This is a genomic window from Pantoea folii, from assembly GCF_056678875.1.
In genome coordinates this window covers 326,821-343,506 of record NZ_JBWXON010000003.1, presented here as the reverse complement: position 1 = coordinate 343,506, position 16,686 = coordinate 326,821, and the positions used below count along the sequence as shown (strand labels likewise).

The window sequence follows — 16,686 nt, the reverse complement described above, 5'->3', positions numbered from 1 at the left end:
CGGTAGGTACCGTCGCTAAAGGCCAAGGCACCGGCACACCAACGGGCAGCGCGGAGCCGTCGCCCAAACCAAGGTTTATGAGAAAGATACTTCTGGCACTGATTAGCGGCCTGCTGGCACACTTCGCGGCTTTTAACAGGATAAGTCCATGCTGATTGGCTATATCAGGGTGTCAACAAATGAGCAGAACACGGATTTACAGCGTAACGCGCTAAAGAGCGCAAATTGCGACCTGATACTGGAGGATAAAATTAGCGGGAAATCCCGCGACAGGCCGGGACTTAAGAAGGCGCTGCGCACGCTGGGACAGGGCGACACGCTCGTTGTGTGGAAGCTCGATCGGCTGGGGCGAAGTATGCAGCATCTGGTTATGCTGACGGAGGAGCTGCGCGAGCGGGGCGTTAACTTTCGCAGCCTGACGGACAGCATTGATACCAGCACGCCCATGGGGCGATTCTTTTTTCATGTCATGGGCGCGCTTGCCGAAATGGAACGTGAATTGATAGTGGAGCGAACACGCGCCGGTCTTGCAGCTGCGCGGGAAAAAGGTCGCATTGGTGGCAGGCGGCGCTTAATGACCCCCGAAATCACGGAGCGTGCCAGGCGAATGCTGGCGCAGGGGGCAACGCTCCTTCAGGTATCACTGGTGATCGGCGTATCGGTCAAAACGCTATACCGCTATATCCCCGCATCAGAGCAACGGGCGCTGCGCTCGTCCGTTGTGTCATTACCCACACAACAGCAAATCAGTGCCCCGAAGTAACATAGCGCCGACCATAGCGGAACCCCTTCACAGGAGAACCGCCATATGGCACAGGATTATCACCACGGCGTGCGCGTTGAGGAAATCAACGAGGGCACGCGAACTATTACCACCATCAGCACGGCGATTGTTGGCCTGGTCTGCACCGGCGACGACGCCGACGCGGCCACGTTCCCGCTTAACCGTCCGGTGCTGCTGACCGACGTTCTTACCGCGAGCGGCAGGGCGGGCGAGTCCGGCACGCTGGCCCGCTCGCTGGACGCCATCGCCGACCAGGCCAAACCCTTCACCGTCGTGGTGCGCGTGCCGCAGGGCGAAACCGAGGCGGAAACCACCGTCAACATCATCGGCGGCGTCACCGACGGCCAGCGCACCGGCATGAAAGCTTTGCTGGCCGCGCAGGCGGTGTGCGGCGTTAAGCCCCGCATTCTCGGCGTGCCGGGACACGACACGCAGGCCGTTGCAACCGAGCTGCTGAGCGTGGCGCAGAGCCTGCGCGGCTTTGCCTACCTGTCGGCGTACGGCTGTAAAAGCGTGGAAGAGGCAATCGCCTACCGCGCGAACTTCAGCCAGCGCGAGGGCATGCTCATCTGGCCGGACTTCATCAACTTTGACACCGTGCTGAAAGCGGACGCGACGGCCTTCGCCACCGCCCGCGCGCTCGGCCTGCGCGCCAAAATCGACGAGCAGACCGGCTGGCACAAATCCCTGTCGAACGTCGGCGTGAACGGCGTTACCGGCATTTCCAAAGACGTTTTCTGGGACCTGCAGGATCCGGCTACCGACTCCGGCCTGCTGAACCAGAACGACATCACAACGCTGATCCGCAAAGACGGTTTCCGTTTCTGGGGTTCGCGCTGCCTGAGCGATGACCCGCTGTTTGCGTTTGAGTGCTACACCCGCACCGCGCAGGTGCTGGCCGACACCATGGCCGAGGCGCACATGTGGGCGGTGGACGGCCCGCTGAACCCGTCGCTGGCCCGCGACATTATCGAGGGCATTCGCGCCAAGCTGCGCAGCCTCGTGAGTCAGGGCTATCTCATCGGCGCGGACTGCTGGCTGGATGAGAGCGTGAACGACAAGGACACGCTCAAGGCGGGCAAGCTGCTGATTGACTACGACTACACGCCGGTGCCGCCGCTGGAAAACCTGCTGCTGCGCCAGCGCATCTCCGATCAGTATCTGGTCGATTTCGCGAGCCGCGTCAGCGCATAAGGAGACTGAATCATGGCATTACCCCGCAAGCTCAAGCACCTGAACCTGTTCAACGCAGGCAACAACTGGCAGGGGCTGATTGAGTCCGTGACGCTGCCAAAAATCACCCGCAAGTTCGAGAAGTATCGCGGCGGCGGCATGGCCGGTGCGGTGGACATCGACATGGGGCTGGACGACGGCGCGCTTGATACCGAGTTCACCTGCGGCGGCGTTGAGGCGCAACTGTTCAAGCAGATGGGCACCCTGACCGTGGACGGCGTGCAGCTGCGCTTCACCGGCTCTATTCAGCGCGACGACACCGGCGAGGTGCAGGCGGTGGAGTTGGTCGTGCGCGGACGTCACAAGGAGCTGGACTCCGGCGAGTGGAAGACCGGCGAATCCAGCACCACCAAAGTGTCCGGCACCAACAGCTACGCGAAGCTGACCATCAATGGCGAAGTGCTCTACGAGATTGACCTGGTGAACATGGTTCACATCGTGGACGGCACGGACCTGATGGAAGCGCACCGTAACGCGCTGGGCCTGTAATCAACCCTGCAGGGCAAACCCTGCCGCCTTTACCCCTTTTAGCGAGACATCATCATGACCGACAAAAACACCGAAAAAACCGTTGAACTGGACACCCCGATCCAGCGCGGCAAGACCGAGATTAAAAGCGTCGTCGTGCGCAAGCCGCAGTCCGGCGCGCTGCGCGGCACCCGCCTGCAGGCGCTGATGGACATGGACGTCAACGCCATGATCACCGTGCTGCCGCGCGTCACCACCCCGGCGCTGACCACGCAGGAAATCACCGAGATGGACCCCGCCGATCTGGTGAGCCTGTCGGTTGAGGTGGTCACTTTTTTACTGAAGAAGTCGGTGCTGTCGGATTTAGCGACGGCCTGACGGTTGACGATCTGGTGGCGGACATCGCCACCGTCTTTCACTGGCCGCCGTCCGTTACCGAGTTCATGACGCTGACCGAGGTACTGGAGTGGCGGCATAAGGCGATAATGCGACACGGGACCAGCGATGAGTGATAAAGGCTTGCGCCTGCAGGTTGTTCTTAACGCGGTAGACAAACTGACCCGCCCCTTCCGTTCTGCAAAGGCCAGCACCCGCGAGCTGGCCGACTCCCTGCGCACCGCGCGCGCCAGCCTGAAAGATTTAGACGCGCAGGCCGCGCGCATCGACGGTTTCCGCAAGGCCCGGTCACAGCTTGCCATCACCGCAAACAATCTCAAGGGCGCGCGCGAAGAAGCGGCAAAGCTGGCGACGCAGTTCAGCGAGACTAACCGGCCCACCGCCGCGCAGGCGAGGGTGCTGGAGCAGGCGAAAAACCGCGTGCGCGAGCTGCAGCAGAGCTATAACGGCCTGCTGGGTTCGGTGCAGCGCCAGCGCGCCGCGCTTACTGAATCCGGCATTGATACTAAAAAATTAAGCCAGGCACAGCGCGACCTGAAAGGCCGCGCCGATGACGCGCGCGCGGCGATTGACCGCCAGCAGAAGTCGCTGAAGCGGCTCGGCGAGCAGCAGGAGAAACTCAACGCGGTGCGGGAGCGCCACGCCCGCTCGCTTGAGGTGCGCGATAAAATTGCCGGTGCCGGTGCGGCGACCACCGTGGCCGGGCTGGCGATGGGCGCGCCGGTGCTGGCCGCCGTGAAATCCTCGGCAGACATGGAAGACGCCATGAAGGGCGTGGCGAAGCAAGTGAACGGCCTGCGCGACAACGACGGCAACCGCACGGCGCAGTTCTACGACATGCAGGCCGCCATCAAGGCCGCCAGCGAGCAGCTGCCGATGGACAACGGCGCGATTGACTACGCCGCGCTGGTTGAGGGCGGCGCGCGCATGGGCGTGACCAACCAGAACGACTCCTACGAGGACCAGAAGCGCGACCTGCTGGCGTTTGCCACCACGGCGGCGAAGGCATCCACCGCGTTTGAGCTGCCCGCCGGTGAGCTGGCCGAGGGGCTGGGCAAGATTGCGCAGCTCTACAAAATCCCCACCCGCAACATCGAGCAGCTGGGCGACGCGCTGAACTACCTGGACGACAACGCGATGTCCAAAGGCTCGGACATTATCGACGTGCTTCAGCGCATGGGCGGCGTGGCGGACAGGCTGGACTACCGCAAGGCCGCTGCGCTCGGCTCCACGTTCCTGAGCCTTGGCGCAACGTCGGAAACCGCCGCCAGCGCGGCAAACGCCATGGTGCGTGAACTCTCCGTCGCCACCATGCAGGGCAAGTCCTTTATGGGCGGCATGGCGCTGCTGAAGCTCGATCCGAAACAGATTGAGAAGCAGATGACTACCGACGCGATGGGCACCATTCAGCGCGTGCTGGAAAAGGTGAACAACCTGCCCGCCGACAAGCGTCTTACCGCGATGACCATGGTATTTGGCAAGGAGTTCGGCAAGGACGCGGCGAAGCTCGCCAACAACATGCCGGAGCTGCGGCGCCAGCTGCAGCTGACGCAGGGCAACGCGGCCAGCGGCTCCATGCAGAAAGAGTCCGACATCAATAAGGACTCGCTTTCCGCGCAGTGGCTGCTGGTGAAATCCGGCGCGGCCAACACGCTGAGCGGCCTCGGCGACGCGCTGCGCCAGCCGCTGCTGGAAATCATGGACGCGGTGAAGCGCGTCACCGGCACCATGCGCCGCTGGGTGGAGTCGAACCCGGAGCTGGCCGGCAGGCTGATGAAAATCGCCGCCGTGGTGGCAACCGTCACGCTGGCGCTCGGCACGCTCGCCGTGGGCATGGCCGCCGTGCTGGGGCCGATCCTGATGCTGCGCTTCGGGCTGAGTATGATCGGCCTGAAAGGGCTGGCGAAGCTCTCGCCGCTGCTGGGCGGGCTGGGCAAGGCATTCGCAAAACTTGCGCCCGGGCTGACGTCTTCAGGTGACGGCATCAAAAAGCTGTTCTCACTGTTCAGCGGCGGCGAGGCCGGGGAATCGGTGAACTGGCTGGAGAAAATCCGCGACGCGCTGGCGTCCCTGCGCGGCGGTGACGATGACGAGGAAAGCGGCGGCATTCTCAACGCGTTCCGCGAGGGCGCGCTGGAGAAAATCAAGGAGAAGGCGCAGGACGCCGGGCAGACGCTGGTTGCGTCTTTCCGTAACCCGATGGCCGGTGTGCGTGCGCTCGGCGCGCAGGTGCGCGGGCTGGCCGGTGCCGCCCTTGCGCCGCTGGCCGCCTCGGTGCGCGGTGCCGGTGGCGCGCTGATGTGGCTGGTGAAGTCGCCGCTGGCGCTGCTGCGCACGGTGCTGACGGGGGTGATATGGGCGCTGGGTGCGCTGCTGAGTCCCGTCGGGCTGGCCGTCGCCGCGCTTGCCGGTGTGGCGCTGGTTATCTGGAAATACTGGGCACCGATTAAAGCCTTTTTAGGCGGCGTGGTGGACGGCTTCAGGGCCGCCGCCGGTCCCATCAGCGAGGCGTTTTCACCGCTGCAGCCGGTTTTCCAGTGGATTGGCGATAAGGTTCAGGCGCTGTTTGGCTGGTTTAAAGACCTGCTGACGCCGGTGCAGTCCACGGCGGCCGAACTGGACAGCGCCGCCGCGAAGGGCAAAGCGTTCGGGCAGGCGCTGGCCGACGGGCTGAACATGGTGATGCACCCGCTTGACTCACTTAAGGCCGGGATCGGCGAGCTGCTGGACAAGTTCGGCCTCGTCAGTAAGGCGGCGGCTGGCACAAAGCTGCCACAACCGCCTAAAGCGGCCAGCGTCAGCGGTGGCGGGGTAACGCTGCCCACGGGCGGCTTCCCGGCGTTTGCGGGCATGTACGACACCGGCGGCAACATCCCGGCGGGCCAGTTTGGCGTGGTGGGTGAAAACGGGCCGGAAATCGTAGGCGGGCCGGTGAGCGTGACGAGCCGGAAACGCACCGCGCAGCTGGCGGCCATGGCGGCGATGACGCTCGGCATGTCTGCCGGAACGGCGGAGGCGAAGCCGCTGCACCCGCTGAGCCTGCCCGCGCAGGCGTACCGGCAGGACGCACCGCGCCAGCAGTCCGGCATGAGCGCAGCGCCCGTGAGCATTCACGCGCCGATCACCATCGTGCAGCAGCCGGGCCAGAACGCGCAGGACGTGGTGGACGAGGTGATGCGCAGGCTTGAGGCGAAAGAGCGGCAGGCGCAGTCCCGCGCCCGCAGCAGCTACCGTGACCGTGGAGGGTTTGAATAATGATGATGACGCTGGGCCTGTTTGTTTTCATGCTCAAGACGGTGCCGTATCAGGAGCTGCAGCTCCAGCGCAGCTGGCGCTTCCCGTCGAACAGCCGCGTGGGCGTGCGCCCGGCGCTGCAGTTCCTCGGTCCGGAAAACGACACCATCACGCTGTCGGGCGTGCTGCTGCCGGAAATCACCGGCGGCAGGCTGTCGCTGTTTGCGCTCGAGCAGATTGCCGAGCTGGGGCGCGCGTGGCCGCTGATTGAGGGCAGCGGCACGATTTACGGCATGTTCGTGATCGAGAGCATGAGCCAGACCAAAGCGGAGTTCTTCAGCAACGGCGTGTGCCGGCGGATTGAGTTCACGCTTACGCTGAAGCGCACCGATGAATCGCTAGGTGAAATGTTCGGCAGCCTCAGCGATCAGCTGTCGGCCATGCAGGGCGCGGCCACCGACGCCGCCGGTAAAGTGGGCGCGGCAGTGGGCGGGCTGTTCTCATGATGGCGGGCAGCTGGATTAACGGGCAGGCGAATGCGCCCGCCTTCAGGCTGACGCTTGCCGGTGCGGACATCACGCAGAAAATTGAGCAGCGACTCATAAGCCTGACGCTGACCGATAACCGGGGCTTTGAGGCGGACCAGCTGGACATCGAGCTGGACGACGCGGATGGACAGCTGCTGATGCCGCGCCGGGGCGTTGAGCTGGAGCTGGCGCTGGGCTGGAAAGGGGAGGCGCTTTTCCCGAAAGGCACCTACATCGTGGACGAAATCGAGCACAGCGGCACGCCGGACCGGCTGACCCTGCGCGCGCGCAGCGCGGACTTCCGTCAGACGCTGAACACGAAGCGCGAAAAGTCGTGGCACCAGACCAGCGTCGGTGAGGTGGTGAAAGAGATTGCCGGGCGGCACAAACTCAAAACGGCGGTGGGCGACGACGTGGCGAAAATGGCGCTCGATCACATCGACCAGACCAACGAGTCAGACGCCAGCTTTTTAATGCGCCTGGCAAAACAGTGCGGCGCGGTGGCCTGCATCAAGGACGGCAACCTGCTGTTTATCCGGCAGGGCCAGGGTAAAACAGCCAGCGGTAAAGTGCTGCCCGTCATCACGCTCGTGCGCAAAGACGGCGATGGCCATCGGTTTACGCTGGCTGACCGGGACGCCTACACCGGCGTGATCGCGAGCTGGCTGCACACCCGCGAGCCGAAGAAGAAACCGGAAGCCACGGTGAAGCGTAAGCGGCGAAAGCCCGCCGCGCAGAAGAAGGAGCCGGAGGCAAAGCAGGGCGACTATCTGATCGGCACGGATGAAAACGTCCTGGTGCTGAGCCGCACCTATGCGAACCGGGCCAACGCCGAGCGCGCCGCCAAAATGCAGTGGGAACGGCTGCAGCGCGGGGTGGCAACGTTCTCTATTCAGCTGGCACGTGGCCGGGCCGATCTCTACACGGAAATGCCGGTGAAGGTCAGCGGGTTTAAACAGCAGATTGATACGGCGGAATGGATTATCACGACGCTGACGCACGGATTGAGCGCGGAGAATGGTTACACGACCAGTATTGAACTTGAAGTGAAAATAGATTCGCTTGAAATGGAATAGTACTATCTCAAAAGGGTTAAATTGAGTAGTATTTATCTCAATTGGGGTTTGGAGACGACATTATGATGAATTGCCCTTTGTGCGGGAATGCCGCACATACCCGCAGCAGCTTTCAAGTATCAGCAACAACCAAAGAACGTTATAACCAGTGCCAGAATATCAATTGCAGCTGTACGTTTAAATCTCATGAAACGGTTTCTGAGATCATTATGAAACCGGGTAACGTTAAACCTGTGCCGCCGCATCCAGGCAGAAACCAGCAGCAACCATTGTGGATATGAACGCAACTATGTTCTGAAGAGCCCGCTTAGCCGGGCTTTTTTAATTTTTATCGGTTATGAAATTTTCCAAAAAATAAGTGAAAACTGTTAATTAATTAATGTTTTTTGATGAAAATATATGAAAAAATGGCAGATTGAAAGTCAATATAAATGACTCTAAAATAAATAAAGATAGATAATATGAGTATGTATCGGATGGAAAAAAATAAATGTTTCAATATTTGCTTGTTTAATCAATTGAAAAGGAATTAAAGAATGAGCGACACTTCTTCAGTTATATTTACAGCATATGCAACAGGGGTTTTAGCACTTATTGGTTTATGTCAGATTTTCATATTAATGAGTCAAAGAACTCAACTTAGACTTGACTGGGCAGAGACTTACAGAAAACGATGGAGTGAAATAAGGATTGATTGGAGTAAAGTTATTTACTTTGGACATTCATCTGGAGACTTCTATCAAATTGCTACTTTAGAAGTCATTGCCGAGATAGATAAGATGAAAGCAGAAAGTCGTAATAATGCTAGAGACATTTGGGCGTTAGAACCGGCAATACGAGTTTTCAACGAACTTAATGATATTTGTCTGCGCATTATGCAAGGACATCTCCGAGTAGGTGATGCTTATCCAATATTAGGTACTGAATTCCTAAGGCAAAGCGCTGCCATGAGGAGTCTATTGGATTACGAGTATTCATTTCATCAAAGAAATAGTAATGACAAAGAGCATGTTAGCGTTCAGCGTTCAATTCGCTTGTGGCTTTCTTGTCACGATGGTATCAGACGTAGATGTCTAATATTAATTGATATGTTATGGGCTGAAGCCGTGAGGCTTGAAGATCTTCCCCCTGAGGATATTAAAAGCGCAGCTGACGCTAAGAAGATTACGGGTAAAGATAGAAAGAGGAGACTTAAAGAAGAAATTATTCGATTGGATGGTTACAGTTCATTATTAAGATCATTTTTTCTGGTGTATTTTCTACAGCATGCAGAATACAAAAAGAAAAAATTTTCAAGAGGCATTGACCCTATCCGTCTCAAAAAGTTAGAAGAACTTTGGCTTGATCGCTACTTAGAACGATAAAGCCATCATATTATATTTTAAGAAGCACATAATAATTATAAGCAACAATTTTTATAGGCTTCTAAAAAATTAAATTTTCTGACTCGCTATAATCTAACTCAATGATTTTATTAGTGTATATAAAAAATTAATCTTCCCAAGTTAGGTTAAGGATTCAAAGGGTTGTTTCAACATAGATCCTTTCTCTACCAAGCACCTTTGGAGACGGGTTTAGAGCCCACTGTGGGAGCCTCTTGGAATCAAAGTTGTAAGCATCAGTTGAGGCTGAAAAAAAATCTGCTGCCATTTTGCTGCCAATGATGAATTATGAAAACAAAAAAGCCACCCAAGAAGGTGGCTTAACTGAATGATTTATATCACTAAATTTGGTGGCCCCTGCTGGGTTTGAACCAGCGACCAAGCGATTATGAGTCGCCTGCTCTAACCACTGAGCTAAGGGGCCAGCGGAGCGGGGATTATAAAGTATCTCGGAGGGGTGATCCAGCGTTCACCAATCGGTTGGTGAAAATTAGAACAATCTCTGACTCCTTGATCTCCAAGCAAAAATCCCTTCCCACCCCCTAAGATCGCTCAATCAGCCCACAACCTCAGCAGGTTTTTGAGACAAGGCTATCCTTCCACCTCATCTCAATCACCACTCACATCTCATAAATAACGCGAAGCCGGCTTATTCAACGAGATAAACGGCAGGATGGCGAAGCGAGCACTCTCCATGCTCTGCCATAGTCCCAGATCTTCCACTGAAGGAATGGTGATCAGCTCACCGCTATCCAGCCCGCGCAGTGCCGCAGCCACCAAATCCTCAACCTCCATCACGCTCTCAGCCGGAAGGTCATCAACCGATTTCCCCGAGCGCTCGAAGATTTCGGTACGGATTAAGCCCGGCAATACCGCCTGAATACGCACGCCACTCTCCGCCAGCTCACGCTGCATATTGCGCGTCAGCGAGAGCACAAAGGCCTTACTGGCGTTGTACGCACCATTCGCCATTTCATTCACCAGTGCCAGCACGGAAGCGATATTCACAATCGTTCCCGTACCATGGCGGCGGAATGCTTGCGCGGCTGCATGTGCCAGCTGCGTCAGAGCCACAATGTTTAACGTCAGCATGGTTTGTATTTGCGAGATATCACCCGCGACGAACTCGCCTTCAACTGCCATCCCGGCATTGTTTACCAGCATCGTAATCCGCTCGTTGTCCGCAAGGGTTTGCGCCACGCGTTGCAAATCTTCAGTGCGCGTCAGGTCGGCCGCCAGCACACTCACTTCCACGCCGTGCGCGTCACGCAGTGATTGCGCCAGCTGGTTAAGACGTGATGCATCACGCGCCACCAGAATCAAATTGCTGCCGCGTGCGGCCAGCTGTTTCGCGTAAGTTGCACCAATGCCGCTGGATGCACCGGTAATCAAAGCCAGTTGCTGTGTCATGGTCGGTTCCTTTAAATGATGGTTGTCATATCTGATGGAACTTAATATGACGATCATCATATTTTTCGTCAAGCTGGAATATGATGATCGTAATAATTACACTGATTGCCATTAACGATGAGCAGGATGGTGAGAGATGGAAAAGCTGAGCCACAAGGCGCGCACGCGGCAGCGCATACTGGATGAGGCAGCAGTGGTGATGCGTGAATGCGGCACTGAAGGCATTGGCGTGGCGGCGCTGATGAAGCGCGCGGGCTTAACTCACGGCGGCTTCTACGCGCACTTTGATTCTCGGGAAGCGCTGGTTGAAGCGGTGATTGCCGAGATGTTTGCCGATTCGGCACAGCGCTTTGCCGCCATCACCCAACTCGAAGATCCAGCCGAGCGATTGACCCAACTGATCGACAGCTATCTTTCTGAGCATCATCGCAACACGCCGGGAGAAGGCTGCCCGATGCCTGCGCTGGTGAGTGAGATTGCTCATCTGCCGATTGAAACACGCACGCTGTTCTCGCAACGTCGTGATGCGGTGCGGCAACGGCTGGCGCAGGCACTCAACGAAATGCACCATCCTCAGGCTGATGATGTCGCCGCCAGTATGCTGGCCGAAATGGTCGGTGCGGTGGCGCTGGCGCGCGCCTGTCCGGATGATGAGGAAGCGCGCAATATGCTGGCGGTTAGCCGTCGGTCGGTGAAACAGCGCGCAGGATTGGAGAGTGCATGAGCGAGCACGATATTCAGGACATTATTGCACCGGATTTGCAGGTGCTGTTTTGTGGCATCAATCCGGGCAAGTCATCGGCGCACACCGGCTTCCACTTTGCTCATCCGGGGAATCGCTTCTGGAAGGTGATCCATCAGGCCGGTTTTACCCGCGAATTGCTGAAACCGGAACAGGAGCAGCGGCTGCTGGAAACCGGTTGTGGCATTACCATGCTGGTTGAGCGTCCGACCATTCAGGCCAATGAGTTGGCGGGTGATGAGTTGCGCGATGGCGGGGCGCGTTTGCAGGAGAAGATCTTACGCTATCAGCCGCGTGCGCTGGCGGTGCTGGGTAAAGATGCGTTCCAGAAAGCGTTCCGACAGCGCAAAGTGGAGTGGGGCGAGCAGCCGCAAACCTTGGGCGAAACGCGTTTGTGGGTGCTGCCCAATCCCAGCGGGTTGAACCGCGCGACGATAGAGGAGATGGCGGCAGCTTATCACCAACTTCATGATTGGTTACAGAATAACGCGTGAGCGTGCTCCGCTTAACGCGGCCCTAAAGTTGTTCAATTTGCGTTTTCTGACTAAACCCAAATCTTTATGGCAAATAAAGAGAGGGAAGATGAAACGCACAATCGCGTTAGCGGCGCTGCTGGTGATGGCGCAACAGACGGCACAGGCAGAGACGCTGAAAGTATTTAGCTCCGGTGGCATGTATCCGGTGATTGAGAGCCTGAAGCAGGATTATCAGCAGCAAACTGGCAATACCCTGCAGCTGGAAGCGGCGCCATCGATGGGCGATACGCCACAGGCGATCCCTAATCGTCTGAAACGTCAGGATAATGCCGATGTGCTGGTGATGGTCGATTACGCTATCAAGCCACTGGAGCAGGCCAAATTTGTTGATAGCAGCAGTCATCAGGTGTTGGCGCACTCCTATATCGCGATGGCGGTGAAGCAGGGCATGACGCCGCCGGATATCAGCACCGTGGCGAAATTCAAACAGGTTCTCACGGAAGCATCCAGCATCGCGATATCAGACAGTGCCAGCGGCAAATATATTCAAGGCAAAATGCTGAGTAAGCTGAAGTTGGGGCCGAAGACCGCCAGCAAAGTGTCCGTGATCCCCGCCACGCCAGTGGGTGAAGCGGTGGCGCAGGGCAAAGCGGAGCTGGGCTTCCAGCAGAACAGTGAATTGCAGGCAGTGAAGGGGATTACCATTGTCGGACTGATTCCGCCAACGGTGCAGCAGGATACGCTATACGGCGCGGTGATTACGCGTAGCACCCAGCAGAAGCAGGCGGCAGCGCAGTTTGTGAAGTATTTACAGAGCGATAACGCGCGCAAAATGATGCAGGAAAAAGGGCTGACGCCGTTTTGAAGGCAATAAAAAACCCCGGCAAGCCGGGGTTTTTCGTCTTAACGAGGATTAATCGTCAAGGAAGCTACGCAGTACTTCGGAGCGGCTTGGGTGACGCAGCTTACGCAGCGCCTTGGCTTCGATCTGACGAATACGCTCACGGGTAACGTCAAACTGTTTGCCAACCTCTTCCAGCGTGTGGTCGGTGTTCATATCGATACCGAAACGCATACGCAGGACTTTCGCTTCACGCGCAGTCAGACCCGCCAGCACGTCGTGGGTGGCTGAACGCAGGCTTTCTGAGGTAGCAGAATCCAGCGGCAGCTCCAGCGTGGTGTCTTCGATAAAATCGCCCAGATGCGAATCTTCATCATCACCAATCGGCGTCTCCATGGAGATCGGCTCTTTAGCGATTTTCAGCACTTTGCGGATTTTATCTTCTGGCATCAGCATACGTTCAGCCAGCTCTTCCGGCGTTGGCTCACGGCCCATCTCTTGCAGCATCTGGCGCGAAATACGGTTGAGCTTGTTGATGGTCTCAATCATATGCACCGGAATACGGATGGTACGCGCCTGGTCGGCGATAGAACGGGTGATAGCCTGACGAATCCACCAGGTCGCATAAGTTGAGAATTTATAACCACGACGGTATTCAAACTTATCAACCGCTTTCATCAGGCCGATGTTACCTTCCTGAATCAGATCGAGGAACTGCAGACCACGGTTGGTGTATTTCTTCGCGATAGAAATAACCAGACGCAAGTTAGCTTCAACCATCTCTTTCTTCGCACGACGCGCTTTGGCTTCGCCGATCGACATGCGACGGTTGATATCTTTAACCTGCTCGATGGTCAGGCCGGTTTCTTCTTCAATCTGCTGCAGTTTCTGCAGTGAACGCGTCACTTCATCTTCAACTTCCAGCAGCTTCTCAGACCATGGTTTATTCATGGCCAGCGCCGCTTTGAACCAGCTTGGGCTGGTTTCGTTGCCGGTGAACAGGGTGATGAAGTTCTTTTTCGGCATTTTGCAGATTTCAATACACAGCTTCATGATCAGGCGCTCTTGCGTACGCACGCGCTCCATCATGACGCGCATACTGTTCACCAGGTAGTCGAATTGCTTCGGCACCAGGCGGAACTGTTTGAACACTTCAGACAGGTTATTGATTTCTGCAACGGCATCAGCGTGGCTGCGGCCTTTGGCTTTGATTACGGTACGGGTGGTTTCGTACTGGGTGCGCAGATCGTTGAACTTCTCGCGCGCCAGTTCTGGATCGATGGAGTTATCATCGTCAGAACTGTCGTCATCATCTTCGTCTTCTTCTTCGTCGTCGTTACGGTCTTCTTCAGACAGTTCAGAGCCGACGTGAGTCGCCGTTGGCGCGATATCTTCTTCCGCGTTCGGATCAACAAAGCCAGTGATCAGGTCAGACAGGCGAGATTCGCCCGCTTCCACGCGATCGTACTGATCGAGCAGATAGGTAATGGCTTCCGGGTACTCAGCAACAGAGCACTGAACCTGGTTGATACCGTCTTCGATACGCTTGGCGATGTCGATTTCGCCTTCACGTGTCAGCAGCTCAACGGTACCCATTTCGCGCATGTACATACGCACAGGGTCAGTAGTACGACCAATTTCAGATTCAACGCTAGAGAGTACCTGCGCGGCAGCTTCTGCGGCATCTTCGTCAGTATCAGTACTGTTTTCATTCAGCATCAGATCATCGGCATCAGGCGCTTCTTCAACTACCTGAATACCCATGTCGTTAATCATCTGGATGATGTCTTCGATCTGATCGGAGTCGACGATATCTTCCGGCAGATGGTCATTGACCTCAGCATAGGTCAGATAGCCCTGCTCCTTACCACGGGTGACAAGCAGCTTAAGCTGTGACTGCGGGTTTTGCTCCATAAGACGGTATCCACACTTCTGTTAATTAGATTGGTGTCGGTCGGCAGCGAGCCAACTATAACAGTGAAGGCGTTGTTCTTTTGCCGCTGCCTTCAACGCGGCCAGGGTATCGACCCTTCATATATCGGCACTTAAGCCGCTTGAGTTCTTTCTTTGCGGGCCTGGCTTACTCGCCATTTTCGTCCCCGGCAGTGCTCGCAATCCTCACGTACTTCAGTACGCTCCGGTTGCTGCGCGCTGGCGGTAACGAAACTGGCTTCGACGCCGACGGCCCTCGTACGGTGTGCTTAAAAAAGCGAAAACCGTACACCCAAGTCAGAATGTGTGCTTTCACAGCCTTCACAGTTCTGACCCGGTAATAATCTTATTTTTTCGCTAATGCCTGGCTTAAGGCCCAGAACTCGCGGCGTTCGGCGGCGCTCAGGCCTTCGGTACGGTCGCGTGCGATAAGCGCTTCAAGGCGCTGTTCAAGGGCTGAGTCATAAAGACTCGCCAGTGAATCCTGGAACACGGCTTCTGCTTCTTCATCCACTATCATGTGGTTCCAGGTTGCCAGCGTTTCAAGGGGCTGGCTAAATTCTGTCCCGCGATATAACTCTAGTAGCTGTCCGGTCGTCAGGCCAGGATTCTCCGTACAACGACTGACTAACTCCACAAACAGCGGCAAACCCGCCATTTTTGACTGCTCAAGCCCGTCCAGCGTAGGAACGATGGCGGCAAATTGCGGATTCTGCACCAGTAACGCAATCAACACGCGCATGGTGGTGCGCTTCAACGGGGGAGGCGTTGGCGCAGTGCCGCTTTCTGCCTGCTTTGGCATCAGCTTGTCTAACTGGTTATCGTCAAGAATGCCGAGTTTATTACCCAGATTCTGACGCATATAAATGCGTAAGGTTTCACCGGGGATCTGGCTAATCAAAGGCAGCGCCAGCGTTGCCAGCTTGGTTTTACCGTCACGCGTGCTCAGATCGACCTGCGGCATCAGGCTGTCGAATAAAAACGTGGAGAGCGGTAAAGCCTGCTCCATCCGCGCTTCAAACGCCTCTTTGCCTTCTTTACGCACCAGCGTGTCCGGGTCCTCGCCATCTGGCAAAAACATAAAGCGTAGCTGACGACCGTCATTCATGTAAGGCAATGCGGTTTCCAATGCACGCCATGCGGCTTCGCGCCCCGCGCGGTCACCGTCGTAACAGCAAATCACCGTGTCGGTAGAGCGGAACAGCAGCTGAATGTGTTCCGCGGTGGTCGAGGTGCCCAGCGAAGCAACGGCATAATCGATGCCAAATTGCGCCAGCGCCACCACGTCCATATAGCCTTCTACAACCAGTAAACGCGCTGGCTGCGGATGATTCTTTTGCGCTTCATACAGGCCATATAGCTGACGGCCTTTATGGAAAATCGGTGTTTCCGGCGAGTTAAGGTACTTCGGCGTATCGTTGCCCAGTACACGTCCACCAAAGCCAATGACGCGCCCACGCTTATCGCGAATCGGGAACATCACGCGATCGCGGAAACGATCATAAGTGCGGCCGGAATCGTTACTGACCAGCATGCCCGCTTCCATCAAGGATTCGCGGTCCTCTTTCTGCTGACCAAAACGTTTCAGCACGTTATCCCAGCCTGCTGGCGCATAACCAATCGCGAAGTGATCGATCACTTGCTGGCTGAGACCGCGTGTGGCGAGATAATTTTGTGCAGATGTCGCTTGCGGGTTACGCAGGCTTTGCTGATAGAAACCGTCGAGGCCTTCCAGCAGCTGATACAGACTTTGGCGCTGATGACGTTCCATCGGGCTGGGGCCGTTGCCCGCTTCATACGGCACTTCTAAGCCGTGTTGCGTGGCCAGCTCCTCAACGCTTTCAACGAAATCCAGACGATCGTGATTCATCAGGAAGTCGATGGCGTTACCTTTGGCGCCACAGCCGAAGCAGTAATAAAACTGCTTCTCACCGCTTACGGTGAAAGAGGGGGTTTTCTCGTTATGAAAAGGACAGCACGCGTGATAGTTCTTACCCTGCTTTTTCAGCTTAACGCGGGCATCGATAAGATCCACGATATCCGTGCGGGCAAGTAAGTCATTGATAAATACGCGTGGAATTCGTCCAGCCATAAGCCCCGGTTTTTCAGCTCATAAACGGCAACAAGCCGCGCTTCCTTTCGGAAAGCACGGCCTCTTACTTGACTCTGTCTGCGTTTAACACGC

At 56.5% G+C, this 16,686-nt stretch carries 16 protein-coding genes and 1 tRNA gene; 13 read left to right on the top strand and 4 right to left on the bottom strand.

The genetic code is table 11. The features are described from left to right. Window positions 1-148 precede the first annotated feature (148 nt). From AC1MDE_RS06590 to AC1MDE_RS06545, 10 genes are all read left to right on the top strand, one after another. Window positions 149-763, top strand: coding sequence for a recombinase family protein (locus AC1MDE_RS06590; protein ID WP_480344405.1), 615 nt, complete (start codon window positions 149-151; stop codon window positions 761-763). 45 nt (window positions 764-808) lie between these two features. Then, a complete protein-coding gene (locus AC1MDE_RS06585) occupies window positions 809-1,978 on the top strand; it encodes a phage tail sheath protein (protein WP_480344404.1) in 1,170 nt (389 codons plus the stop codon). A gap of 12 nt (window positions 1,979-1,990) precedes the next feature. Further along, on the top strand, window positions 1,991-2,506 hold the full coding sequence (locus AC1MDE_RS06580; protein WP_480344403.1) for a phage major tail tube protein: 516 nt from the start codon (window positions 1,991-1,993) through the stop codon (window positions 2,504-2,506). A 54-nt stretch (window positions 2,507-2,560) separates the two neighbouring features. Further along, on the top strand, window positions 2,561-2,863 hold the full coding sequence (locus AC1MDE_RS06575) for a phage tail assembly protein (protein ID WP_480344402.1): 303 nt from the start codon (window positions 2,561-2,563) through the stop codon (window positions 2,861-2,863). Window positions 2,864-2,877: 14 nt separating this feature from the next. Further along, window positions 2,878-2,997 (top strand): GpE family phage tail protein, encoded by a 120-nt coding sequence (locus tag AC1MDE_RS06570; protein ID WP_071531062.1) that lies wholly within the window; start codon window positions 2,878-2,880, stop codon window positions 2,995-2,997. Continuing rightward, window positions 2,990-6,136, top strand: coding sequence for a phage tail tape measure protein (locus AC1MDE_RS06565; RefSeq protein ID WP_480344401.1), 3,147 nt, complete (start codon window positions 2,990-2,992; stop codon window positions 6,134-6,136). Before AC1MDE_RS06570 ends, AC1MDE_RS06565 begins: the two co-directional genes overlap by 8 nt. Further along, window positions 6,136-6,621 carry a phage tail protein gene (locus tag AC1MDE_RS06560; RefSeq protein WP_480344400.1) on the top strand — a complete coding sequence of 162 codons (486 nt, stop codon included), beginning with the start codon at window positions 6,136-6,138 and terminating at the stop codon, window positions 6,619-6,621. The genes AC1MDE_RS06565 and AC1MDE_RS06560 overlap by 1 nt, the downstream gene beginning before the upstream one ends. Next, window positions 6,618-7,718, top strand: a complete 1,101-nt coding sequence (locus tag AC1MDE_RS06555; RefSeq protein ID WP_480344399.1) for a phage late control D family protein — start codon at window positions 6,618-6,620, stop codon at window positions 7,716-7,718. The genes AC1MDE_RS06560 and AC1MDE_RS06555 overlap by 4 nt, the downstream gene beginning before the upstream one ends. A gap of 62 nt (window positions 7,719-7,780) precedes the next feature. Next, a complete protein-coding gene (locus tag AC1MDE_RS06550) occupies window positions 7,781-7,999 on the top strand; it encodes an ogr/Delta-like zinc finger family protein (RefSeq protein WP_480344398.1) in 219 nt (72 codons plus the stop codon). Between the two features lie 255 nt (window positions 8,000-8,254). Further along, a complete protein-coding gene (locus AC1MDE_RS06545) occupies window positions 8,255-9,082 on the top strand; it encodes a hypothetical protein (RefSeq protein ID WP_480344397.1) in 828 nt (275 codons plus the stop codon). A 366-nt stretch (window positions 9,083-9,448) separates the two neighbouring features. Here AC1MDE_RS06545 and AC1MDE_RS06540 read toward each other — a convergent pair. Both AC1MDE_RS06540 and AC1MDE_RS06535 read right to left on the bottom strand, forming a co-directional pair. Then, window positions 9,449-9,524, bottom strand: a tRNA-Ile gene (locus tag AC1MDE_RS06540). 203 nt (window positions 9,525-9,727) lie between these two features. Next, window positions 9,728-10,510, bottom strand: coding sequence for an SDR family NAD(P)-dependent oxidoreductase (locus tag AC1MDE_RS06535; RefSeq protein ID WP_480344396.1), 783 nt, complete (start codon window positions 10,508-10,510; stop codon window positions 9,728-9,730). Window positions 10,511-10,646: 136 nt separating this feature from the next. On the opposite strand from AC1MDE_RS06535, the gene AC1MDE_RS06530 reads away from it, so the two are divergent. From AC1MDE_RS06530 to AC1MDE_RS06520, 3 genes are all read left to right on the top strand, one after another. Further along, a complete protein-coding gene (locus AC1MDE_RS06530) occupies window positions 10,647-11,234 on the top strand; it encodes a TetR/AcrR family transcriptional regulator (protein ID WP_480344395.1) in 588 nt (195 codons plus the stop codon). Beyond that, window positions 11,231-11,746, top strand: a complete 516-nt coding sequence (gene mug, locus AC1MDE_RS06525; RefSeq protein ID WP_480344394.1) for a G/U mismatch-specific DNA glycosylase — start codon at window positions 11,231-11,233, stop codon at window positions 11,744-11,746. The genes AC1MDE_RS06530 and mug overlap by 4 nt, the downstream gene beginning before the upstream one ends. A gap of 88 nt (window positions 11,747-11,834) precedes the next feature. Beyond that, window positions 11,835-12,593 carry a substrate-binding domain-containing protein gene (locus AC1MDE_RS06520; RefSeq protein WP_479414320.1) on the top strand — a complete coding sequence of 253 codons (759 nt, stop codon included), beginning with the start codon at window positions 11,835-11,837 and terminating at the stop codon, window positions 12,591-12,593. A gap of 48 nt (window positions 12,594-12,641) precedes the next feature. Here the strand turns inward: AC1MDE_RS06520 and rpoD are convergent, their stop codons facing one another. Together rpoD and dnaG are read right to left on the bottom strand one after the other, a co-directional pair. After that, window positions 12,642-14,483 carry an RNA polymerase sigma factor RpoD gene (rpoD, locus tag AC1MDE_RS06515; protein ID WP_479414322.1) on the bottom strand — a complete coding sequence of 614 codons (1,842 nt, stop codon included), beginning with the start codon at window positions 14,481-14,483 and terminating at the stop codon, window positions 12,642-12,644. A 364-nt stretch (window positions 14,484-14,847) separates the two neighbouring features. Then, window positions 14,848-16,593: a DNA primase gene (gene dnaG, locus AC1MDE_RS06510; RefSeq protein WP_058959469.1), complete on the bottom strand. Its 1,746-nt coding sequence runs from the start codon at window positions 16,591-16,593 to the stop codon at window positions 14,848-14,850. Window positions 16,594-16,686: the final 93 nt, after the last annotated feature.